At 38.2% G+C, this 21,074-nt stretch carries 21 protein-coding genes; 18 read left to right on the plus strand and 3 right to left on the minus strand.

Annotation, left to right across the window (positions count from 1 at the left end):
- Positions 1–152: 152 nt before the first annotated feature.
- The 17 genes from FZF08_RS00535 to FZF08_RS00615 all read left to right on the plus strand — a co-directional run bounded on the left by FZF08_RS00535 (position 153) and on the right by FZF08_RS00615 (position 15,622).
- Positions 153–644 (plus strand): RNA polymerase sigma factor, encoded by a 492-nt coding sequence (locus FZF08_RS00535; RefSeq protein WP_159466675.1) that lies wholly within the window; start codon positions 153–155, stop codon positions 642–644.
- 13 nt (positions 645–657) lie between these two features.
- On the plus strand, positions 658–1,272 hold the full coding sequence (locus FZF08_RS00540; RefSeq protein WP_159466676.1) for a hypothetical protein: 615 nt from the start codon (positions 658–660) through the stop codon (positions 1,270–1,272).
- 112 nt (positions 1,273–1,384) lie between these two features.
- A complete protein-coding gene (locus FZF08_RS00545) occupies positions 1,385–3,511 on the plus strand; it encodes a type IA DNA topoisomerase (RefSeq protein ID WP_159466677.1) in 2,127 nt (708 codons plus the stop codon).
- A gap of 208 nt (positions 3,512–3,719) precedes the next feature.
- Positions 3,720–4,805 (plus strand): sensor histidine kinase, encoded by a 1,086-nt coding sequence (locus tag FZF08_RS00550; RefSeq protein ID WP_159466678.1) that lies wholly within the window; start codon positions 3,720–3,722, stop codon positions 4,803–4,805.
- 108 nt (positions 4,806–4,913) lie between these two features.
- Entirely contained in the window at positions 4,914–5,549 is a 636-nt protein-coding gene (locus tag FZF08_RS00555) for a response regulator transcription factor (RefSeq protein ID WP_137339495.1), read from the plus strand.
- A 26-nt stretch (positions 5,550–5,575) separates the two neighbouring features.
- Entirely contained in the window at positions 5,576–6,967 is a 1,392-nt protein-coding gene (locus FZF08_RS00560; RefSeq protein ID WP_159466679.1) for a C39 family peptidase, read from the plus strand.
- Positions 6,968–6,988: 21 nt separating this feature from the next.
- The gene (locus FZF08_RS00565; protein ID WP_159466680.1) at positions 6,989–7,444 is read left to right on the plus strand and encodes a hypothetical protein; all 456 of its coding nucleotides are present in this window, start codon (positions 6,989–6,991) and stop codon (positions 7,442–7,444) included.
- Between the two features lie 1,028 nt (positions 7,445–8,472).
- The gene (locus tag FZF08_RS00570) at positions 8,473–9,894 is read left to right on the plus strand and encodes a PQQ-binding-like beta-propeller repeat protein (RefSeq protein ID WP_159466681.1); all 1,422 of its coding nucleotides are present in this window, start codon (positions 8,473–8,475) and stop codon (positions 9,892–9,894) included.
- Positions 9,895–9,997: 103 nt separating this feature from the next.
- A complete protein-coding gene (locus FZF08_RS00575) occupies positions 9,998–10,297 on the plus strand; it encodes a hypothetical protein (protein ID WP_159466682.1) in 300 nt (99 codons plus the stop codon).
- A gap of 58 nt (positions 10,298–10,355) precedes the next feature.
- Positions 10,356–10,733, plus strand: coding sequence for a hypothetical protein (locus tag FZF08_RS00580; RefSeq protein ID WP_159466683.1), 378 nt, complete (start codon positions 10,356–10,358; stop codon positions 10,731–10,733).
- 322 nt (positions 10,734–11,055) lie between these two features.
- Positions 11,056–12,033: a hypothetical protein gene (locus tag FZF08_RS00585; RefSeq protein ID WP_159466684.1), complete on the plus strand. Its 978-nt coding sequence runs from the start codon at positions 11,056–11,058 to the stop codon at positions 12,031–12,033.
- A gap of 3 nt (positions 12,034–12,036) precedes the next feature.
- On the plus strand, positions 12,037–12,555 hold the full coding sequence (locus FZF08_RS00590; RefSeq protein ID WP_159466685.1) for a hypothetical protein: 519 nt from the start codon (positions 12,037–12,039) through the stop codon (positions 12,553–12,555).
- A 145-nt stretch (positions 12,556–12,700) separates the two neighbouring features.
- The gene (locus FZF08_RS00595) at positions 12,701–13,756 is read left to right on the plus strand and encodes a M12 family metallopeptidase (protein WP_159466686.1); all 1,056 of its coding nucleotides are present in this window, start codon (positions 12,701–12,703) and stop codon (positions 13,754–13,756) included.
- Between the two features lie 61 nt (positions 13,757–13,817).
- Positions 13,818–14,198 (plus strand): hypothetical protein, encoded by a 381-nt coding sequence (locus FZF08_RS00600; protein WP_159466687.1) that lies wholly within the window; start codon positions 13,818–13,820, stop codon positions 14,196–14,198.
- 313 nt (positions 14,199–14,511) lie between these two features.
- Positions 14,512–14,766, plus strand: a complete 255-nt coding sequence (locus FZF08_RS00605) for a hypothetical protein (RefSeq protein ID WP_159466688.1) — start codon at positions 14,512–14,514, stop codon at positions 14,764–14,766.
- Positions 14,756–15,166: a hypothetical protein gene (locus FZF08_RS00610; RefSeq protein WP_159466689.1), complete on the plus strand. Its 411-nt coding sequence runs from the start codon at positions 14,756–14,758 to the stop codon at positions 15,164–15,166. The genes FZF08_RS00605 and FZF08_RS00610 overlap by 11 nt, the downstream gene beginning before the upstream one ends.
- Before the next feature lie 192 nt (positions 15,167–15,358).
- Positions 15,359–15,622 carry a hypothetical protein gene (locus tag FZF08_RS00615; RefSeq protein WP_159466690.1) on the plus strand — a complete coding sequence of 88 codons (264 nt, stop codon included), beginning with the start codon at positions 15,359–15,361 and terminating at the stop codon, positions 15,620–15,622.
- A 352-nt stretch (positions 15,623–15,974) separates the two neighbouring features.
- On the opposite strand, the gene FZF08_RS00620 is transcribed toward FZF08_RS00615, so the two are convergent.
- The 3 genes from FZF08_RS00620 to FZF08_RS00630 form a co-directional block, all read right to left on the minus strand.
- The gene (locus FZF08_RS00620; protein ID WP_159466691.1) at positions 15,975–16,652 is read right to left on the minus strand and encodes an epimerase; all 678 of its coding nucleotides are present in this window, start codon (positions 16,650–16,652) and stop codon (positions 15,975–15,977) included.
- A gap of 8 nt (positions 16,653–16,660) precedes the next feature.
- Entirely contained in the window at positions 16,661–17,227 is a 567-nt protein-coding gene (locus FZF08_RS00625) for a TetR/AcrR family transcriptional regulator (protein WP_159466692.1), read from the minus strand.
- Between the two features lie 106 nt (positions 17,228–17,333).
- Positions 17,334–19,784 carry an outer membrane beta-barrel protein gene (locus FZF08_RS00630; protein WP_159466693.1) on the minus strand — a complete coding sequence of 817 codons (2,451 nt, stop codon included), beginning with the start codon at positions 19,782–19,784 and terminating at the stop codon, positions 17,334–17,336.
- Between the two features lie 245 nt (positions 19,785–20,029).
- Between FZF08_RS00630 and FZF08_RS00635 the strand changes: the two genes are divergently transcribed.
- Entirely contained in the window at positions 20,030–21,073 is a 1,044-nt protein-coding gene (locus FZF08_RS00635) for a sensor histidine kinase (RefSeq protein WP_159466694.1), read from the plus strand.
- The last annotated feature ends 1 nt before the right edge of the window (position 21,074 follow it).

The following is a 21,074-nucleotide window of genomic DNA, read 5'->3' on the forward strand; positions in this document are numbered from 1 at the left end:
AAAATCGATAACCAGTATTTCCCTGACGTTTTGTTAGGGTTAAGTTATTGTTATTTAACCTTCTATGATCTTTATGATTAAAAAGTTTCCAACTCTTGTAATATTGTAGTCAATCCCGCGACTAATTATTCAAACACTAGTCCAAGCAAAGTATGGAAAAAGAATTTGTCAGGCTCCTAAATCAACATCGCGGAATTATTTTCAAAATCTGCAAAATTTATTGTCAAAAGGAGGAAGATCGCCAGGATCTGTTTCAGGAAATTGTGCTGCAATTGTGGAAAGCCTTTCCGGCATTTAAACAAGACGCTAATGTGAGCACCTGGATGTACCGGATTGGAATGAATACTGCCATTTCCAATTACCGGAAAGAAAAAATCAGAAAATCACCGGTTTCCTTTTCAAACCTGCCTTACCCCCTGCCCGATTTTTCAGAAACGGACGATTTCATTATAGAAACAGCTCCGCTTTACAAGGCTATTGATCAATTATCGCAAATTGAAAAAGCGTTGGTTTTGCTCTATCTCGATGATAAAAGTTATGAAGAAATGGCTGAAATTCTCGGAATTACGAAATCAAATGTAGGAGTAAAATTAAACCGCATAAAAGCAAAACTCGAAAAATTAATTAAATCATTCCAAAATTAAATCCTTATCAATCATGAATTTAGACGAATTAAAAACGAACTGGAAAACAATAGACGATAAATTTTCTGCCACGCAAAAACTGACTGAACAAATGGTTTTATCTATGATAAAAGAGCAGTCAAAAAGTACGGTAACTAAAATTAAGAACAAGCTTGAAAGCACTTCATTCTTTTTCGGTGGCCTGTTGATTCTCTTTACAGCAATACTTACCGGAAATCCATTCGATTTTGTTCATTGGTTTGAATTTATTCCTACAATTTTATATACGTTTCTGGTCTTTGCAGCACTTAAAATCCTGTTTCAGGAAATTATTTCCATAAGGAAAATCACTCTGACCCAGAGTAATCTCCGTGAAAGTTTACAGAAAATCATAACATTGCAGGAAAGATTTAGGATTGTGATGAATATTATTTGGAAGATCAGTATATGCACCGGTTTTTTGTTTGGAATATCATTAATGATCAAAAACTTTGAAAAATATGGCTTAGCCAAATCTGCCTTATTAATTGGGGGTTTTGCGTTATTCGTTTTTGCCATATTTATTACAGCAAATTCCATTTTCAAAAAACTCCCTGACGCTAGTACAGAAGAATTAAAAATAAATCTCGCCGAACTGGATGCGATTTGAAAAATAATAATTCCTAAAAATTCCCGACCTTTGCAATCCGAAAATTTATCAACAGTAAAAATCAGAATCCCCCAGATGACCGGTTTTAATTAAGGAAATCTGACCTCAAAATATGAAAGTTTGCATTGCTGAAAAGCCAAGTGTAGCGAAAGATATTGCCGAAGTACTCGGAGCAAAGCAGCGAAAAGATGGTTATTGGGAGGGCAACGGCTACCAGGTAACCTGGACATTCGGACATTTTTGCACACTAAAAGAACCTCACGATTATCACGAACGCTGGAAATTCTGGCGTTTGGAAGATCTTCCGATGATTCCTTCCAGTTTTGGCATTAAACTTATCGACAACCCCGGCGCGCTCAAACAATTTGCAGTGATTGAATATCTGGTCAAAAACTGTGAAGAAGTAATTAATTGTGGTGATGCGGGCCAGGAAGGGGAACTGATCCAGCGTTGGGTTTTATTGAAGGCTAAATGTGCAGTTCCCGTAAAAAGGTTATGGATTTCGTCCCTGACCGAACAGGCGATCAGGGAAGGCTTTGAAAAGCTAAAAGAAAGCGATCAGTATAACAATTTATACGCAGCAGGAAGCGCCAGAGCTATCGGCGACTGGTTGCTGGGCATGAATGCAACCCGGCTTTTTACGAAAAAATTCGGGCAAGGAAAAGTCGTCTTGTCTATCGGACGAGTGCAAACGCCAACTTTGGCTGTTATTGTTCAGCGACAAAAAGAGATCAATGCTTTTGTTTCAGAAGAATATTGGGAGCTGAAAACCATTTATCGGGAAACGGAATTTACTGCAACCATTGACCGTATTAAAAAAGTTGAAAAAGCAGAAAAAGGACTTATATACCTTGGTGAACATCCTTTTGAAATTACTTCTTTTGAAAGAAAAGAAGGAAAGGAAGGAAATCCCCGGCTTTTCGATTTGACTTCCTTACAGGTTGAAGGGAATAAAAAATACGGTTATTCGGCGGAAGACACATTAAAATTTATCCAGAATTTATACGAGAAAAAATTCGTCACCTACCCCAGGGTTGATACTACTTATCTTTCCGAAGATTTGCACCCGAAAATCGCCGGAATTTTACAGGATTTGAAACCCTATGCGAACCTGACGGCGGTGCTTCTGGAAAAGCCGATTCCAAAATCCAAAATGGTTTTTGATGACAAAAAGGTAACCGATCACCACGCCATTATCCCGACGGGCGTATTTCCAAATCACGTCAGTCAGGATGAAAAACGGATTTATGATTTGATTGTCAGACGATTTATTGCTGCTTTTTATCCGGAATGTAAAGTCGCGAATACAACGGTTTTGGGGAAAGTTGGTCAGGTTGAATTTAAAGCAACCGGAAAGCAGATTCTGGAACCGGGCTGGCGGGAAGTGTATGCCAATGATGCCTCCGCAAGAAAAGAAGCTGCCGACGAAGAAAGGATTATGCCGGATTTTGTCGTTGGCGAAAGCGGGCCACATGAACCTCGGATTCACCATGGAAAAACATCGCCGCCAAAAGCATTTACGGAAGCAACTTTGCTTCGGGCTATGGAAACTGCCGGAAAACAGGTTGAAGATGAGGAAATGCGGGAAATCCTGAAAGACAATGGAATTGGTCGCCCGTCCACGCGCGCTAATATCATTGAAACCCTTTTCAAGAGAAAATATATTGAAAAGAAAAAGAAGAATTTATTCGCAACCCAAACCGGAATTGACCTGATTGATACCATTCAAAATGAGCTTTTGAAAAGTGCAGAACTTACCGGAAACTGGGAACGAAAACTGCGCTTGATCGAAAAAGGCGAATATTCGATGGAAACCTTCAAGCAGGAATTGATCCAGATGGTTGTTGAACTCACGAAAGAGGTTATGTCCAACCGTGGTGGAACGATCAGCATTGCGCAGGATATTCCTGTTGTTGTTGAAAAAGAGGAAAAAGTAAAAAGAGAGGCCAAACCAAAAGAGCCAAAAGAAGAAGTTTCCATTGAAACACTAACCTGTCCAAAGTGTAAGCAACATTTGTTAAAAAAAGGAAAAACAGCCTATGGATGCAGCAATTTCCAGGCTTGCGGATTTAAAATTCCTTTTGAATTAATGAGCAAAAAATTAACAGACAAACACGTTTTTGATCTTTTGAGCAAAGGAAAAACAGCAAAAATTAAAGGTTTAATCATTCCTGGAAGTGACGCACCTATTGATGCAAAACTAGTCATGAATGGCGATTTCAATATCGGAGTTGAATAATATTTTTTATTAAAATAATATTATTTAAATAAGGATAATCAATAGCAAATTTATTTAGAAACTCCTTCTACATTCTGTTTTGAAGCTTTTTTAAATTCAGTTATTCCCTATACGATTAATCACTACCGGATACTTATTTTTTTCTAAAAAAGTAAAATACCGTTAACTAATTCACTGTTGTTTAACAGGTTAAAACGAAGTACTTTGGATGAACACACAAATCCAGAGCACATTGCACACTTCATTCTACATATTCTTATTATTTTTTCTTCACATTTGCACCTTGTGTTTTGCACAAGTGCGACTTCAAAAAATACTGGTCAATGGAAAGGAAATTTCAGTTGCCAAACGCCCCATTTCCCTGACCGCAGGAGCCAATGATCTGATCCTTGAATTCACTTCTGAAAAAAGAGATTCTATAACCTATTTATATCGACTAAAAGGACTTGAAACTTCATGGATAGCAACCAAATATCCTGTGGCCAGATATCAGGATTTAACCGGAGGGGCATACACATTTGAGATCAAAAGTCTGATTGACAAAAAACTGATTTCAACTTCCAAAATTGGAATTATAAAGAAAAAAGCTTTTTGGAATGAAATATGGTTTATTCCCGCAATCATTTTGTACGCGTTGGTTGTGATTGGTGTTGGTATTTATTTATTTCTTCTATATGATTTTCGGCAGAAACTCAGGATGCAAAGTGTCCGGAATCAAATTGCGGCCGATTTGCATGACGAGGTCGGCTCCAACCTGAACAGTATTGCCATTTTCGTAGAAATTTTACGAAAAAATGCCCCGGCTAATATGTTGCCTATCCTCGAAAAAATAATCGAGAATTCTACCGAATCCGTATCGCTTATGCAGGATACTGTCTGGACGATTAATCCCAAAAACGACAGTATTTACAAACTTTTCGACCGGATGAATTCCTTTGCGTCACAGCTTTTAGCAGGAAAAGATATTGCTTTTGACTTTTCCGTACGTGCCGACCTGAAAAAGATAAACTTCACGATGGATCAGCGAAAAAGTGTCTATCTGATTTATAAGGAAGCCATCAACAACATTGTTAAACACGCCGAAGCAACAAAAGTCAATGTTACGATTGACTGGCTAAAAGATACGTTGGAAATACTGATTGAAGACAATGGCAGGGGTTTTGACACTTCTACAAACTTTGAAGGAAATGGATTACACAACTTTAAAGAAAGAGCTTTGGAATCGGATATTGGGTTAATTATTGAATCGGAAAAAGAAAAAGGAACCCGAATTAAAATGTCTGTCGAGCCCTGAAAAAGGAATTTGGTATCCATAATATTATTGATTTTCCAGGCAAAAAAAACCTGCGACTTTTGAGGCATAGTAAGCGTGTACATTTAAATACCTCCCTGAGGTTTAGCTATGATCCGAGTTGTGCTGTTTGAGGATAATAAAAATCTTAGAGAAAGCCTCGCGCTTTACCTCTCAGGGACTGAAGGGATCTGGTTTTCAGGCGCATTTCCAAACGCAAAAGAAGCGTGGCCACTCATAAAAAAACATAAACCGGATGTGGTACTGATGGATATCCAGATGCCTCAAAGATCTGGCATAGAGGCCATGACGGAAATAAAGAAAAATTCACCGCAAACAAAAGTTTTAATCCAAACCGTTTTTGAAGACGATGATAAAATTTTTCAGTCTATTTGTTCCGGTGCGTCCGGATACCTGATCAAAAGCCCCGATCCTGAAATTTATGTGCAGGCAATCCGGGAAGTTTATTCCGGCGGATCACACCTGAGCCCATCCATTGCCCGCCGGGTGTTGGAAATGTTTCAGCATCAGTTTGTAAAAAGCGAACACACCTACGTAGAACTTACCCAGCGCGAAAAAGAAATTTTGAGCTGTATGGTAAAAGGCCTGAGCTATAAAATGATCGCAGATACCTGCGGCATTGCATTCAGCACGGTAGCAACACACGTGAATCACATTTACGAAAAACTACATGTCAATTCTGCGCCGGAAGCTGTTGTGAAGGCGTTGGAGTGGCGGTTGGTTTGAAAGAAAATTAATAACAAATTTCTAAAATGAAGTCGATAATCAGCTTTCTGTTACTTTCTATTTTTTTTCTTTTCCAACCGTGTATTGCTCAAAATAAGAGTAATATACACAGAGATTTTGCAAAAATTGATATTGCTACAACTCACCGACTTCCCTTTTATTCAGGGCCGTCGAGAACGATAAAAAATATAAAGAACATTCAATTAATTCCCCAGATAACATCCAGGCTCTGTTGGGCGGCGGGAATAGAAATGATTCTAAAACTGTATGATCCTACCATATCAATCCAAAAAATACTAGCCGCCAGAGACAGCTCCTATGTGTATGGTAGCGCCCCTGAAAATTGTAACACACTATTATTTAGTAGTAATGACACGTTATCCCGTGATTGGAATACCCCAATAGATGAAACAGATGAAGAGCCTTTTAAACAAAAAGAAATAGAAACTACTTTGTCCAAATTAGGTTATTTCTCGAATGAAGATGCGCCGGTTCTTGAATGGCCACTCGTAATAAGGCAAATTGATAACTGTCATCCTTTTTTAATATCAATTTACGATTCTGGTCCAAAGGGAGATGATTCAAAAAGACACATTGTTGTGGTCAAGGGATATTGGATTGGACGACGAGGCAATAAGAATCTTATTGTGTATGACCCCTACGGTAATTGTGTGGGGCAGGTTTATTCATTGGATTTTAAATCATTATCAAATCCTGGCAGTTGTAACATGCTTTATAATTATGTTATAAACATAGATAAAAAAACGAATAATCAGTGTCTTGCTTGCAATACACTGATTGTAAACCAAACGACAGAAGAAAGAGACCTATATTTAAGAACAGCATTTAGTCTAAACTCAGATTCCTTACTAGCTAGTAAAAATTCTAATGAATTATTACTCAAAAATGAAATCCCCGTTAAGATAATTTCAGAAAAAAAACTTGAATCCGCAAATGAAATTTCTGATGATATATATGTTGACTTTAAAATTAGAGACATAGTCTTAGATAAAAATACCGTTATTCGGATACAAAAAATCAACAACGCTAAATGGGAAATCCTCAGAGTGATGGAGAATTTTTATGCAACAGAGTTGACTGAAAAACTTCCTAAGGAATATATTATTTCTCCTTCCCTGAATGAAGGCTTTTTTAAATCAAAAATTGATGGAAATCTAACCCCACAATATAATATTAGTGAGAAGCTCAATACTGAAACAATTCTTAAACCTAACGAATTTCAAAAGATAATTAAAGAACAGAATCTCATTAATGCTAACAATGATTCCAGATTCAAATTACAAAGAAATATTTTAATAATTCAACAAAAAGCAACCGATTTGAATGGTTTGATTTACAAACCCCAGTTAGAAGTGTTAAAAGAAAAACTAAACCAGATAATAACTAAATCATATTAAACTTTAAAACTCATCACAACTATGGCACATTTAATAGGAGAAGACCCGCAAGCGATTTTCAGATTTAACATTCTTAAAGCGGAGGTGTTTGAATATTGGGGAGGAGAAAACGAAGAGATAGGCCATCCAATTTACTCCCTTTTACTTATCCGAATGATGTATGAATCTCCAACAAAACACGTAGCGCTTCGAGTCGAAAATTTTGAAGACAAAACCCGGGTAACTGCAAGCTGGATGACTATCGACATAAACCATTTGCCTGCTGACTCGGAAGCCTTAAATGTATTTTATGCCATTCTTGATGAGGCTACCATTGGCTTTATTACTGCAAATAAGAATTTCCCGATCATAAATGCACGATTTGGGAGACATTCTAACGGAAACCAATTTTATGTTTTCTTTAATAAATCGAGCATTAAAGCAAAACTAGGAGGTAGTGGAGCTGATACGGATGGAAGTGGAGCAGTAGTTCGATAACTCAGTTTTATGAATTACTTATCGCCAGAAGAGCAATATTACAATCAGATATTAATTTTTTTCGATGGGGTTAGCCTATTATTTTGGCTAATCCCACTGCCTTTTATTTTAATAAATTGGAAGTATCTCGGTGAACCGTTGAAATTATTTGGCAAATATCTTATCACTACACTCGCATTACATGTTCTGGAACAAATTCATATTTGGACAGTTTTAAAATATGATCCTTATTGGGAGTTTATGAAAAAACTCGACATAACTGATACTAATTTTCTAAATATATCCTATCGTCTCGCATCATACATATTTCTGAGTTTTTTTTATTTCAAAATACTCAATTCCAGAACAAAAGTATCTGTTAATACACTTATCGTAATTCAATGTTCATTTGTAATTATAATCTACTTTTTTATAGACGGCTACAATAAGTTTGGTACAGTCAATTCAACCCTAAATCGAACATTTCAAATAGTACTGCCACTTATTTACCTTAGAAAAATATCAATCTCCAAATTAAATTCCAACATCTGGGAAAACTCATTTGTGCTGATTACAATTGGTCTTTTGGTAACCAATATTTTATCGCTTTGTTTATCTTTTTTTAGCTCAGGGCTTCATGAAGCAAATTTTATTTTATATGTTAAAACAGTTATATTCAGAAATGTAATAAGCCTAATTGGCGAGGTTTTATTTGCCAATGCGTTCATAAATTACAAAACAACCTCGAAGCTAAATAAGAGATAATAAATATAACGAAGTCCAACAGCCAATAATTTACAACTGGCAACTTGTAATGATAAATGATTTTGAAACTTATTTTAAAATCTCTATTTAATTTTACGTATCCCTCCCCAAAATTGTCTATTTCCCCTTCCCCAACTTCTCCCGAAATTTGACCTGTTAAATCAACAGAGTCTCTAAATCATACCATTACAGCCTAAAACGAAATCCGTATTTCCCATGGTTGGAATCCCTATGTCTTTTCAATATCCTTTCTCATTCTCTACACTTTCCAAAATCTCAGACCAATGAAAACGACAATCAAACTTTTCCATGCATTTGCAGTATTCATCCTGCTAGCCTCACTCGCTTCCTGTAACAATGACGATCCGGATCCGGTGACTAAAAATTCGTCAAAAGCAATCAGTTCTTTTAGTTTGGGCTCTTTGAATCTGTCCGTAGCAGCGGTTATTGACGAGTCTGCCAAAACGATAAAAGCGGATTTACCATCAGGAACCGATCTTACCAAGCTGGCGCCAACCGTTACTGTCTCGGATAAAGCTACTGTTTCACCTGCCTCAGGTGTTGTTCAGGATTTTACCAAACCAGTAGTGTATACCGTTACCTCAGAAGACGGAGCCTCACAGGCCTACACGGTTACACTTAAAATCATCGATAACGGTACTGTATATATCGGGAACCTGGATGGTAACTTCTATGCACTTGACGCATTGACAGGTACAAAAAAGTGGGAATTTAAGACAGGAGGAGCCGTTCAAAGTACGCCCACCGTCATGGACGGCGTTGTCTATTTTGCAAGCTGGGACAAAAAGATTTATGCGTTGGATGCAGCTACCGGCACACAAAAATGGGAATCTGCGCCGGGCCTTTTGCAGCCATTTGCAGCTCCTGCAATAGAAAAGGGTTTATTATATTACGGGGGAGAACACTATCTCTTCGCTCTGGATGTAGCCACCGGTGTAGTCAAATGGAAATTTCAGGACGATGAAGTATATGGTTGGGAGGCATCGCCAACAGTTGTAGACGGCATTGTTTATGCCAGTATACGTGGGGGCGGAAGTAAGGTTGGCATTTATGGTCTTGATGCTTTAACAGGAGCTTTAAAATGGAAAGCGGCCAAAACCCATATTACGGAATCTTCGCCGGCTATTGCAAATAATTTACTTTATGCAGGATCTGAATATGAAGGTTTTAATGCATTTGATATTAAAACCGGAGCCACAAAATGGGAATACCCGGATGCCAGTGTTGTCAATTCGTCTCCTACAATATCTAATGGTACTGTCTATTTCGGCAGCGGATTGTTTGGAACGGGAACCAACAAAATTCTTGCACTTAACGCACTGACCGGTGCAAAAAAATGGGAGTATGCCACAGACGAAGGCACGGTATACTATTCGTCTCCATTGGTTGCCGACGGGCTCGTATATATTGGTGGCAAATCAAAACTTTATGCCCTTGATGCCACTTCCGGCGCAAAAAAGTGGATTGTGGAGCCAGAGCAAAATACACTGATTTATTCCGGTCCGGTTATAGCTAACACGCTTGTTTACATTGGTATCGGCAAGAAAGTATATGCTTTCGATGCCCTTAACGGTACAAAGAAATGGGAATATGAAACATCACGGACCATTGATCTCTCCTCTCCCTGCGTGACGGATAAAAACGGCAAAGTTTTTCATGCCGGGATTAGCGGAATGGTGCAGTAGGTATCCATATAATTGTTGATTTTCCCTTCCTCAACTTCTACCGAAATTCGATCTATTGAATAAGAATACACTTTAAATCAATACACTTTATAATCCCATCATCATGTCAACAAAAATCAAACTTGGACCGACACATCTGCTGTGCAGTGATGTGGTTCCTATGAATGATCGCATCGATCATGTTCGTGAAGTTCAATTCAGGCTTCCGAAATTCAAAAAACCACCTACGGTTTCAGCCACCATTTACAGTATCGACAGCCCTGGAAATGTAATTGTAATCTGGAGTATTGAAAAAGATATCAGTGGAATTGAGACCATCATTACCATCTCGGCAACAAGTCCTGATGGCGTTGCTAATCCGTTTAAATATTTCTGCGACTATGTTGTCATTGGTGAAATATAACCGGAATTGAAATACTCCATATAACAATCAATTTTTCATGAACTAAACAATCAAAAAAATGGCAAAGCAATCAGAATTTGAACAGTTACAAGAAAAGTATTATGCAGGCATCGCCCTGGTCATGTTGGGAAAACAATCGAAAGAATTAAAAGTAACCCAGGAATTAATCAAAACCGGCTTTACTTTGATCAACGAATCACAAGGAAAGTTATTGACAACTTACTTTGATGATTTTTGTGGAACACACCCGAAATTCCCCTGGCCGGGAGGTCCATTTGGTCCAGGACCGGATCCTGGACCGATAAAATTATTACTAGGTGCAGAAATCCTTGGTAAGATTGAACGACTAAAAACAGAGATGATATCTGTCGATCTTAATTCTAAAATCGGTGGTATAGCTTCTTATACTATGAATATTTTAATAGAAAAAGTTTGATAGCAATACCACAATTCATCAAGAACTCCTCCCTTATACTTTGAGAAATCCGGAGGAGTTCTTTTTTACTAAAACAGTAAGATTTGATCGCACTCGACCGGTAGTCGAATCAATGAAAATTCTTCATCCAGCGCACTGTTGATCAATATTCCAGCAATCTAAAAGTCAAAAAAAGGTACTGTTTTTCATGTCGGAATAAGTGGATCTCTGCCCTAGTCCATCCATACAATTATTGATTTTTTCGATCATTCATTCTCCTCAATTTTGATATATAAATTATTAACTATCAACACAGTTTATCCATCACTAAACAAACGTAAAGATGAAAAAGCTATCCAGATTAATCGTTGTATTTGTTTTTATTCTTCTGACTACTTCCTGCCACAACGACAGCGATAAGGTTGTAGCGGTTGACAACACACCTGACTACCAAAAGGCCATCGATGCAAAATTTGTTGCGATGGGCTGGGACAAAGATGGGCACGTTCCTCTGACTGGATCGACAACCTCGGCTACTGCTGCAAAAAAAGGCTATGTTCAATATTACACTTATGGAAATGAAAAAACAGCCATTTTTTATTTCGCTGGTAAAGGTGCATTTGTAATGAACGCAGCAGAGTTAAAAACCTATGAAGCAGCAAACCAGGATAAATTCGCAATCATTACCTCAGATCCCAAATCTTGCGGAACAGGCTGTGGTTATAATGACATGATTACGGTGTCCGATAATGCAGAGGGTATTATTCTGCTGGACTTTATAGTTTCGGGTGACTTTTACAAAAAATATAAATCACTTAACCGTTGGGAGGGCGTGTTGGGAGTTCCGTCAGCAAATCAATACAACTGGTCAACGAAAGAGTTTTTACAAACATATAAAAGCCAAAAATTTTCAAAAGGAACTCTCACAGTCGGAATAACCTATCCTACTAACGAAGGACCGGTTGCTATTGACCAACAGTTTTACAGCATTTGGGAAGAATCTATGAAAACCGAAGGCGCACGTTTTTTCGCTGACTGGCCTTTGGGCGACTCACAAGTTTCTCCAACCGGCAAGAGATATCAGCGGTTTAGATGGTTTACAATGTATCAGGCTCAAAATACCGCCTACACGTCAATTTTCCTTGCCGGAATTTATGACAACTACTTTAAAACCGTGGGATATGAAAACAGTAGCTATGGCTCAGCTGTTTCAGGATGGCCAACCTGGTCAGAAGCGAATAAATCCTATCGGCAAAATTACGTCAATGGTAAATGGATCCGGTATAACATGGATACTCAAAAATATGATTTTAGCGGATAAATCATGAAAGTGCTTAAAATATTTGTTGTTTTATTGTTCCTGAATAACGTTCGTTCCACCTCCTGCACAGCACAAAATCAATTCCACTCGGACGTTATTCAGGGTTATGAGTTACAGCTTTCGAACATCACATTTGATTCTACAAGTGGTGATGTATATAGTATTCCGTTACGTAAATATGGGCTGCTGAAATCTAATTATTCGGTCATCGTATCGGTTACTTTAAAAGGTGATTCGACTGAATACCACATTCCAGGCTTGGTAGCAAATCACGATCAATTTAGCCTCATACTTAAAAATGGCAGAAATCATGTAGGTGATACATTGAAGATTATTCGAAAAACGGGAGAAAGACCCATCATCTTTTCTAAAATAAAAATGGTCGCTTTTCGTGGAATAACCACCCGTGGTATTCTCCCTTACAACAAAGCCTTTATTCAATTTGTTGTAAACAAATATTTTCAATCAAGCCCGCCGCCACTGCGTTTGTCCGCTACCTACTATATGTCTGACAATCAATGATAAAATCAGTATTGAAGGCAATCTTATTTGTAAACGGCATTCAACTTTTCAAGTGATGAAACGTACTTTTCTCTGTGCTCATCACTTGAAATTTAAAATCACTAATTGAAATACTTACCACTGATCACTTCAAATCATCTTCCAAATGGCAAACCAAACAACAGATCAGGAGCCGAAAAGGGATATAATTCCCTGCTCCATTAAAATGCTACCCGAAGAAGACTGGATAGCCGCTGCCGCAACGGCGATCAAAATCAACCCATTCAACGCACCTGCCGCAGGTCAATTCCGACAAGCTATTCCTGATGGTGTCATGCCTCCCGAACATTTAGCTGTGCTCACAACCAAGTACTGGGGATTAAACGGAGTACGGCTATCGGTTGGATTTATGGATACCAGCGACACTGCATTGAAAGCAAAGATTCTGTCACACATGAATGCCTGGGGACTTTTCTCAAATGTTCAGTTTTATGAATCGCAGGTGAATCCACAAGTGAGGATCAGCAGAACTCCCGGAGGTGGATATTGGTCTTACCTGGGAACAGATATCTTCCATATCCCGCAGGACAAAGCCACAATGAACCTTGATAGCTTTTCTCTTTCCACGCCCGATTCCGAGTTTTTCCGTGTCGTTCGGCATGAAACTGGCCACACGCTGGGATTCCCTCATGAACACATGCGACAGGAAATCATAGACCTGATAGACCGGGAAAAGGCCATTGCTCTTTTTATGAGTACCCAAGGCTGGAGCAGAGAAATGGTCATTGCTCAGGTACTTACCCCGTTTGACAGTTCGGCATTAATTGCTACCGAACATGCGGATCCCAATTCTATCATGTGTTACCAGCTTCCGGCTTCCATTATGAAAAATGGTGTTGCCATTCCTGGTGGAGTTGATATCGATCAACAAGATGCTGCTTTTGTTGCTAAATTATATCCGAAACGTTCGGGCCCTACATTTTACACATGGAGAGGGTCAGGAACAGTTCAACTCAATATCCCGAACCCTCTGATACATGCAGGCTCAAATGTCAATGTAGCCATTAGCGAGTTCTCCACCGATCCCCGATCAACCCGATTTATTGGTTCTGCCAGAATGGGGGTTTTCAACAGTGCTCCATACGAAGGCGGTGTGAAAGTATGGGCAGAAATTAACTGGTCTAGTCCTATTAATATTTGTTTTGACCTTTTAATTTCTTAACGATCAAAACGGTACCCTCGATTATTTTCAATTTATTGATCCAATTTAAATCTTCAAAATTATGAGCACAACATACCAAGGCAGCAATTTGCCTGTTCAAAATGGTCAAACAATAGATGCTGCACAAATAACTGGCTCCGGAGCTGCCTCGTCACCTGGCCTTGATGTCCAGTTCGCACCAAATTCGGATTGGTTTTTGGTTTGGAAGGGCAATGGTATCATTCGTTTGAATATCAACGTCCCAATCATCCATGCGGGCTCCACTGTTCTGATCAGTCTAAGCGAATTTTCGGACGTTAGCAAGCCTGCCGCAAGTCGCTTTATTGGTTCTGCCCGTTTTGCTATCTATAACATTGCACCAAGAGAAGGCGGAGTTCAAATCTGGGCAGAAGTAAACTGGCCAAATCCTATAAACATTTATTTTAGTATTCTGGTCAGCTGAATTTTATAACGATTTCTGACTTGCCTGGTAGGCGTACAGGAAAAGAAATCGGTGTCGACAGCAAATAATTCATCACCAAGCTAAAATCAATTCCTCATAGAAGGTTCGGAGCTAATGCTTTAAATCTTTTATAAGGTTTTCAGGCATTTGTTTTTTTTTATTTTTTGTTTCCCTGCTTCGCCATTAATACGACTCATACCAACAACAAGGAAACGGTTTCCTTTCAAGTGCTATCAGGGTGAATCGTTTCAAATACCGAGAAAATCACCAGCCAACCCAACTCGAATTATCAACAATTTAAACAAATACAAACATGGAAAAGAAAGCAGAAAACCAGTTTTTAGTATCATTGGACGGCTTACATCTGAGTGAAGACCAGAAGAAAAGGATCAATACGGGGATTCAGGAAATTGTAATGAAAGAGCTCGCGCATATGGATGCTCTGAAAGAATACGGAGTAGGAAAGAAAAAGGGGCCATTTGATTTTGGCGGCCTTCATCCATTTATCTGGGGAATATGGTGGGATGACGCAAGAAACAGAATTATCCAGATTGGAAATGGATTCTGACCAATTAGCAGAAAATTCTCTGGACTGCCCAAGTTACATCGCCAAACCAGGCGCTGATCTGTTTGGTATCCTAAGTGAAAACGGAAAGGTTAACTACTTGCCCGAAAAGATCAGGATCGACAAGACTTTCGTAGAGGAATCACAAAAAGGCAGACCTGCGGAGGAACGTTTCCGGTTTTCAGGTAAATGTATTCAACACGGATGCAACCAATGGGAAAACGGCAAATGCGGATTAATTGAGAAAGTTATTTTTCTTCACCAAAATCCTGTGAGCGCTTCTCTACAAAACTGCGCAATCAGAAATTCCTGCCGGTGGTATGCTCAGGAAAAAGAGCTAGCCTGCGCAAACTGTTCAGGGGTATTCAGAAATAGTGAAACGATATTTTTACAAACGTTGTAAATCTATTTTGTGTCAGAAGGATGCAAAAGATTTCCATCTCTGCGTTCTTCTGACAAATTAAAATATTCATATTTCTCTTTCCGGTCAATAAGTTTTTAATTTTTTTTTAATTTCCATTACAACCTTTTGCGATCATTAACACTCTTTGTATTAGATTTGCATTAGTTTACAACTGTAAATTAAATTTTAGCTATGAAATCATTATTTACAACACTTATTGCAGTGTGCCTGTTTGTATTATGTCTGTTTGAAAAAGAGGCAAAACAGCAAGCGCTTGAAGCACAAAAACTAAGAGAAAAATCATCTGGAAATCAAGTGGTTAGTACTAAAAAAACGTCACTTCCTATTTTCGCAAGTCTCCAAAAAAACAGTTTCATACAAAGTAAGTTTCAGCTTGCAGAGTTCGTTGCGTCTGATTCATTGAGTACAACAGCTCACACGTCCGAATCTCTCTAGATTATATATCCACTTCATCAAATCTATAAAAAGTACCAGATCTGGTCTCAGATTTAGTACTTTTTATATTTTTTTGTTTTTAAACTTCAACTTTTTTATTTTATCACTCACCTAAACACAGGTGGCATATTTGATAAAGTACAAATTTATTTTTGTCCGGTTTGTATCAAATAAATCCAGTCATTTTTAAAGTTATTTGAATTTATAAACTGCTTTTCCCAGAAAAAAATCCAATAATCAATTTTAAACAAAAGTGCCCTAACATAAATAGCAGCCCTTTCGGTTACAATAAATAGTCCTAAAATTGAGAAAAAAATGAGCGTTTATGAGACCTATTAATTCGCTCAGGCTTTTATTCTTTTCCAAACGCGATAATATCTTTTCCTTCCAGTATTTTCTTACTATATCCTTCTGTTGCGGAATTGATCATGGCTAATCCAAGTTCTTTCATTGTACAAAAGCCGGCCGGATAAATTGCACGTCCAATCGGAAATAGCCAACCAATATATTTGTAGAATTTATGAGTGTATTTCATACCCTTGGTAGGTTTGATAAATCCCGGACGAAATGCATAGCTAGCTTTAAAAGGTAATTTTGCCAGGTCATTTTCAGTTTTCCCTTTAATCCGTGCCCAAGCCAACCGGCCATTTTCAGTACTGTCGGTCCCTCCACCGGAAATATAACCAAAAGTCATATCATGGTTAAGTTTGATTAACGTCTCAGCAACGTGCATCGTAAGTGTATACGTCATTTTGTAATAAACTTCTTCTGTAATTCCTACGGAAGTAACACCTAAACAAAAGAAACAGGCATTATACCCGGACAGCTGATTTTCAATGGCCGAAAAATTAAAGAAATCCTGGTGGATTATTTCCTTGATTTTGGGATGTATTATTCCGATTGTTTTTCGGTTTATGATCAAAACTGATTCGACCTGCGGATGAAGCAAACATTCGTGTAACACACCTTCTCCCACCATTCCGGTAGTTCCGGTAATTATTACCCTGATTTTCTTACCACTTGTTTCCATAGGAAGGTTTAGTTTTTTGTAATCATCTGCCAGATTAAAACAAAGGTTTCATCAATTATTTCTTGTTGCTTTGTTGATGACAAATCATTACTGACCAAATATTTGTGGACGCCGTACAGATGACTTCCAAGCAAAGTCGCAATTAAATCAACGGAGAGCGACTTGAACATATCATTATTAATTCCTTCCATTAAAAGACAGGCATATAAACGGGTCTGCTTTTCTTTATCTTCCTCGGAAACTTTTGAGACATGCGGTGAAAAATTAAATTGTTGAATAAAGAAGAATTCATCACGATGGATCAGAGCCCAGTACAGAGATTCTGAGTAAATCGTCTTCATTCTCATTTCCAACGCGTCCTCGTCCTTCACTTTTGACAAAAGATAATAATTTAGATTTTCCTTGATGCCGTTGTATAACGCTACAATCAAGTCTTCCTTTGTATTAAAATAGTGAAACAAGGTTCCGTTTGCAACGCCTGCTTCTTTTGCAATTTTACTGGTTGGCGTACCATGAAAACCAAATTCTACAAAGAGCTTTAACGCAGCTGCCAATATTTCTTTTTCCTTATCCATTTTAAAGACTGACTGATCACTCTATAAAAATAGACAAATAATACATGCTTACAAAATATAAATGAAATAATTCGTAAGTATGTTGATAACGATTTAACATAAACAATTAATTACTCACCCGCTCTTTCTCATCATCCGTTCCATTATTATTATACTTACGTTTTCTGGCAAAAGTATCCTTTCCAAAACGGTAAGTAAAGGCAAATCCGATGCGTTGGGTATCTGTTTTTGTGATCTGAGAAAAGTCGGATTGTTTCAGGCTTACGGATCTGTTGTGATAAACCCATGAGTGAAAAATATCTTCGGCTGAAAGTCGGATACTTCCCTTTCCTTTCCAGATCTTTTTCTGAACCGAAGCATTAACACGATACATTCCGCCCGTTATTGCCTGGCCCGTTATATCACGACTGGCAAAATAACCGCCCAGTTCTGCGTTCCATTTTTTACCCAAAGTCAGGTAATTATTGAATTCAAATCGTACCAGATTTAATTTGATATTCAGATTTTCAGTGTAAACCGCCCCCTTCGTTGTGATGCGCGATAGGCGTAGTGTTGGATTCATATACCACCATTTCGTTGGAGAAACAGACAAGTTAGTATTCAGCAACACCATATAACCCTTGGCAATATTTTCTGGTCTGCTTGTAAAAATACTGTCTACCGCCTGGGTTGTCTGGAAAATCAAATCCGTAAAACGGTTGTAACTCAGCCCCATATTCAGGAATTGTTTGTGCTGATATTTTAACTCTATTCTGTCCTGATACTGCGGCGTTAGTCCAGGATTTCCGGAACTGTATGTATACTGATCTTTGAAAAAGACAAACGGATTAAGTAACTGATAATTAGGACGATTAATTCTCCGAACTGCCATGATCCCAAACGTATTGATTCCTTTATCACCCAGTTTGTAATTAAAAAAAACACTTGGAAAAAGTACCGTATAATTTTTCGTAAAAGTCATTTCTTCAACTACCTCATTTCCCAGTTGTCGGCCACGCGCATGCGTATTTTCAACTCTTACTCCCACTTGCGCACCAAATTTTCTCCAGGCCTTTTGACCATTTAAATAAGCGGCATTTACATTTTCTTTGTATCTGAAATGATTGGATTTACCATTATCCATCGTTTGGGAATTACCCTTGATATCGTAATAATTAAATATAAAATCATTATCAACAATGCTGGATTTGAGCCCGACTTCCATTTTCATTTTGTTTTTAAATGGATGAACATAATCAGCCTTCGCAGTATAAATGTTGATATCAGAGGGAATTTCATACAAAAAACGGGTTCTGCTATTCAATAATCCATCGGGCAAAAAAGCGGTGTTTTCCAAAACCTGATTTGCACTTGTCTTGTATTTCAAATAGTTAACATCAGCCGAAAATTCCCTGCCCGTTGTGTTAAGTTTATGCAGTAAATTCAGGTTAATTCCTGTGTTCGTTCTCTTATCTGTACTTTCAGTGTTTCCTGCCCCTCTTCCATTTAGTTCATTGTCGGCATTGTAATTGGTACTGTTATAATCAAAATCACCATTCCTTGTTCCCCCGTTCAGGTTCACAATTACGCCCAAAGTAGTTTTCGCAGTAGCTGCAAAATCCATCCCGAAATTCGCGTTTCCCAAACTATTTTTATTGATCAGCTTATTGACCAGATTGACTTTCGAAGTGAGTTGATTGGAAGTGTCATAAAATCGTCGGTCATATGTATCCAGACTATAATTCTTTTCAAAACCATATCCCAGATTGACAAACAGGTTCACCTTTTTGTAATTGTAATTCAGGTTAAGCACATCATTGCTCCTGGCATATCTCCCCACGCTTATCCCGGCCGAAACATTTCCTGTAAACCCGCCAGTCTTATTTTTTTTCAAACGAATATTGATAATCGCATTTCCCGAAGCATCATACTTTGCTGACGGATTGTCCATAAGCTCTATCTTATCCAGCATCCCGCCAGGCAAAGATTTTAAATATGCAGCCAGATCCTGCCCGGACATGTACGTGCTCCGACCATCAATCAAAACCAGAACACCACCTCTCCCATTCAGACTTATTTCACCATTACTACCCACCGAAACCCCGGGTGTTTTTTCCAAAACTTCCAGCGTATTGCTCGTAGCGCTGCTGATCATGGCCTCCACATTAATCGTAGTTTTATCAATTTCCTGCACCATAAGAGGTTTTCTTGCCTTTACGGTCACCTCATTCAGCTCAACACTTTTGGCCGGGAGCATGATAATCACAGGCAAGGAAATCATAGGATGAATACTATCAATTGTGAGTGCAACGCTCGTAAAAGGTTTTTGACCAATAGCCGTGATGGACAGTAAATAACTATTGTATTCAAGATTAACAAACTGAAATTTCCCGTTTCCATCTGTAATTTCACCTTTAACCAAACTCGAATCGGCGGCTTTTAGTAAGCGCACCGTCGTTCCGGGAAGTACCTCGTTTTTTGTATCTTTAATTGTCCCGGAAATGGTTCTTTCGGCAGTTTGTGCCCGTACCAAATTTGCAAAAAAAAGAAGCAGGAATACTGTTTTGATCATTTTCATGGCTAAGTGATTTGTGTTTTTCAATTTTGATAAACAAATATTGAATACACGGTCCGCTACATGAAATATTTGTGTTGTACCTTCCCAAATCACTGACAGAATGTGGTTTTTACGTGTCAAAACGTTTTGACATTCTCAGGCTGCTTTCCGTCATGAATTCAGACCATTTCGGCCCATTTATTGATAAGACCAAATTTATGGATTCAGTTTTGCAAGAAGTTTAAACTGAGGCAAACACATTTTACATGAAAAATAGTAAACTTACTGACGACAAAGATCTGATCAGAAACAGTGCATATTTTGTGCTTTCCACCATTGTATCTGTCCCCATTTTTCTGGCTATTGATGCCTTCATAAATGCTATGCACCTCAATGAAGACGAGGCAATTTCCGCGGCAGCTACGGGTTGTTTTCTGGGAGGCGTTTTCCTTGGCCGTTATTGTGCAGAGATCTTGCTGGAACAAATTAAAAAGATTTCAAACCTGCATCTCGTTGCTCTTTTTATAGTGATCGTCGTCAACATCATATGGATCTTTTACCATGCCGATTTCCCCTTTGAAAATCATCCCGCACTCAATTTGCTAATGTATTGGATTCCGTTTTTGGGTGTAAGCGTATTAACGGGAATCCTGATCAAATTTATTCGATTCATGTCGCAAAATGAATTGAAAGAAGCGCAAACTTCCGCAGCAAATAGTCAAAGTGAATTGCATCTTTTGCAGTCGCAGTTAAGTCCTCATTTTTTGTTCAATACGCTGAACAACTTATATGGATTGTCAATTACGCAACATGAAAAAATACCACCTTTATTGCTTCGTTTGTCAGATTTACTGCGTTATTCCGTATATGAGTCCAATCAGAGTTTTGTGCCGTTAAAAGAAGAACTTTCTTATATCGATAATTATATCGAGTTTGAAAAAATCCGGATCGGTGACCGTTTGGTATTAAAAACCGATATAGAAAAAATTGACAATCCAAACATCAAAATTGCACCGATGCTTTTGATCGTTTTTATTGAAAATGCTTTCAAACATTCCAAAAACACGGCGGAAGAGAATATATTTATTGATATATCCCTGAAAACATGGAGCAATTATATTCTATTTTCAATTAAAAATTCTCACAACAAAGCGGCAGTTGAAGAAGGAACAACGATCAATCAAAATAGCGGATTTGGATTAGCAAATGTCAAAAAACGGTTGGAACTTTTATATCCAAACGAGTTTGAATTGACCATTGAAGAAGAGGAAATAACGTACAATGTCAACGTACGATTGAAAATAAAATAAT

The organism is Dyadobacter sp. 3J3 (assembly GCF_009801115.1).
Lineage (GTDB): Bacteria > Bacteroidota > Bacteroidia > Cytophagales > Spirosomataceae > Dyadobacter.

What these genes read in the sequence shown, in the direction of transcription:
- FZF08_RS00560 (WP_159466679.1), top strand. Translation starts at nt 5,576, where the DNA reads ATGAAGTCGATAATCAGCTTTCTGTTACTTTCTATTTTTTTTCTTTTC.
- FZF08_RS00550 (WP_159466678.1), top strand. Translation starts at nt 3,720, where the DNA reads ATGAACACACAAATCCAGAGCACATTGCACACTTCATTCTACATATTC.
- FZF08_RS00600 (WP_159466687.1), top strand. Translation starts at nt 13,818, where the DNA reads ATGAGCACAACATACCAAGGCAGCAATTTGCCTGTTCAAAATGGTCAA.
- FZF08_RS00590 (WP_159466685.1), top strand. Translation starts at nt 12,037, where the DNA reads ATGAAAGTGCTTAAAATATTTGTTGTTTTATTGTTCCTGAATAACGTT.
- FZF08_RS00580 (WP_159466683.1), top strand. Translation starts at nt 10,356, where the DNA reads ATGGCAAAGCAATCAGAATTTGAACAGTTACAAGAAAAGTATTATGCA.
- FZF08_RS00575 (WP_159466682.1), top strand. Translation starts at nt 9,998, where the DNA reads ATGTCAACAAAAATCAAACTTGGACCGACACATCTGCTGTGCAGTGAT.
- FZF08_RS00535 (WP_159466675.1), top strand. Translation starts at nt 153, where the DNA reads ATGGAAAAAGAATTTGTCAGGCTCCTAAATCAACATCGCGGAATTATT.
- FZF08_RS00565 (WP_159466680.1), top strand. Translation starts at nt 6,989, where the DNA reads ATGGCACATTTAATAGGAGAAGACCCGCAAGCGATTTTCAGATTTAAC.
- FZF08_RS00625 (WP_159466692.1), bottom strand. Translation starts at nt 17,227, where the DNA reads ATGGATAAGGAAAAAGAAATATTGGCAGCTGCGTTAAAGCTCTTTGTA.
- FZF08_RS00615 (WP_159466690.1), top strand. Translation starts at nt 15,359, where the DNA reads ATGAAATCATTATTTACAACACTTATTGCAGTGTGCCTGTTTGTATTA.
- FZF08_RS00540 (WP_159466676.1), top strand. Translation starts at nt 658, where the DNA reads ATGAATTTAGACGAATTAAAAACGAACTGGAAAACAATAGACGATAAA.
- FZF08_RS00635 (WP_159466694.1), top strand. Translation starts at nt 20,030, where the DNA reads ATGAAAAATAGTAAACTTACTGACGACAAAGATCTGATCAGAAACAGT.
- FZF08_RS00630 (WP_159466693.1), bottom strand. Translation starts at nt 19,784, where the DNA reads ATGAAAATGATCAAAACAGTATTCCTGCTTCTTTTTTTTGCAAATTTG.
- FZF08_RS00545 (WP_159466677.1), top strand. Translation starts at nt 1,385, where the DNA reads ATGAAAGTTTGCATTGCTGAAAAGCCAAGTGTAGCGAAAGATATTGCC.
- FZF08_RS00585 (WP_159466684.1), top strand. Translation starts at nt 11,056, where the DNA reads ATGAAAAAGCTATCCAGATTAATCGTTGTATTTGTTTTTATTCTTCTG.
- FZF08_RS00570 (WP_159466681.1), top strand. Translation starts at nt 8,473, where the DNA reads ATGAAAACGACAATCAAACTTTTCCATGCATTTGCAGTATTCATCCTG.
- FZF08_RS00605 (WP_159466688.1), top strand. Translation starts at nt 14,512, where the DNA reads ATGGAAAAGAAAGCAGAAAACCAGTTTTTAGTATCATTGGACGGCTTA.
- FZF08_RS00595 (WP_159466686.1), top strand. Translation starts at nt 12,701, where the DNA reads ATGGCAAACCAAACAACAGATCAGGAGCCGAAAAGGGATATAATTCCC.
- FZF08_RS00610 (WP_159466689.1), top strand. Translation starts at nt 14,756, where the DNA reads ATGGATTCTGACCAATTAGCAGAAAATTCTCTGGACTGCCCAAGTTAC.
- FZF08_RS00555 (WP_137339495.1), top strand. Translation starts at nt 4,914, where the DNA reads ATGATCCGAGTTGTGCTGTTTGAGGATAATAAAAATCTTAGAGAAAGC.
- FZF08_RS00620 (WP_159466691.1), bottom strand. Translation starts at nt 16,652, where the DNA reads ATGGAAACAAGTGGTAAGAAAATCAGGGTAATAATTACCGGAACTACC.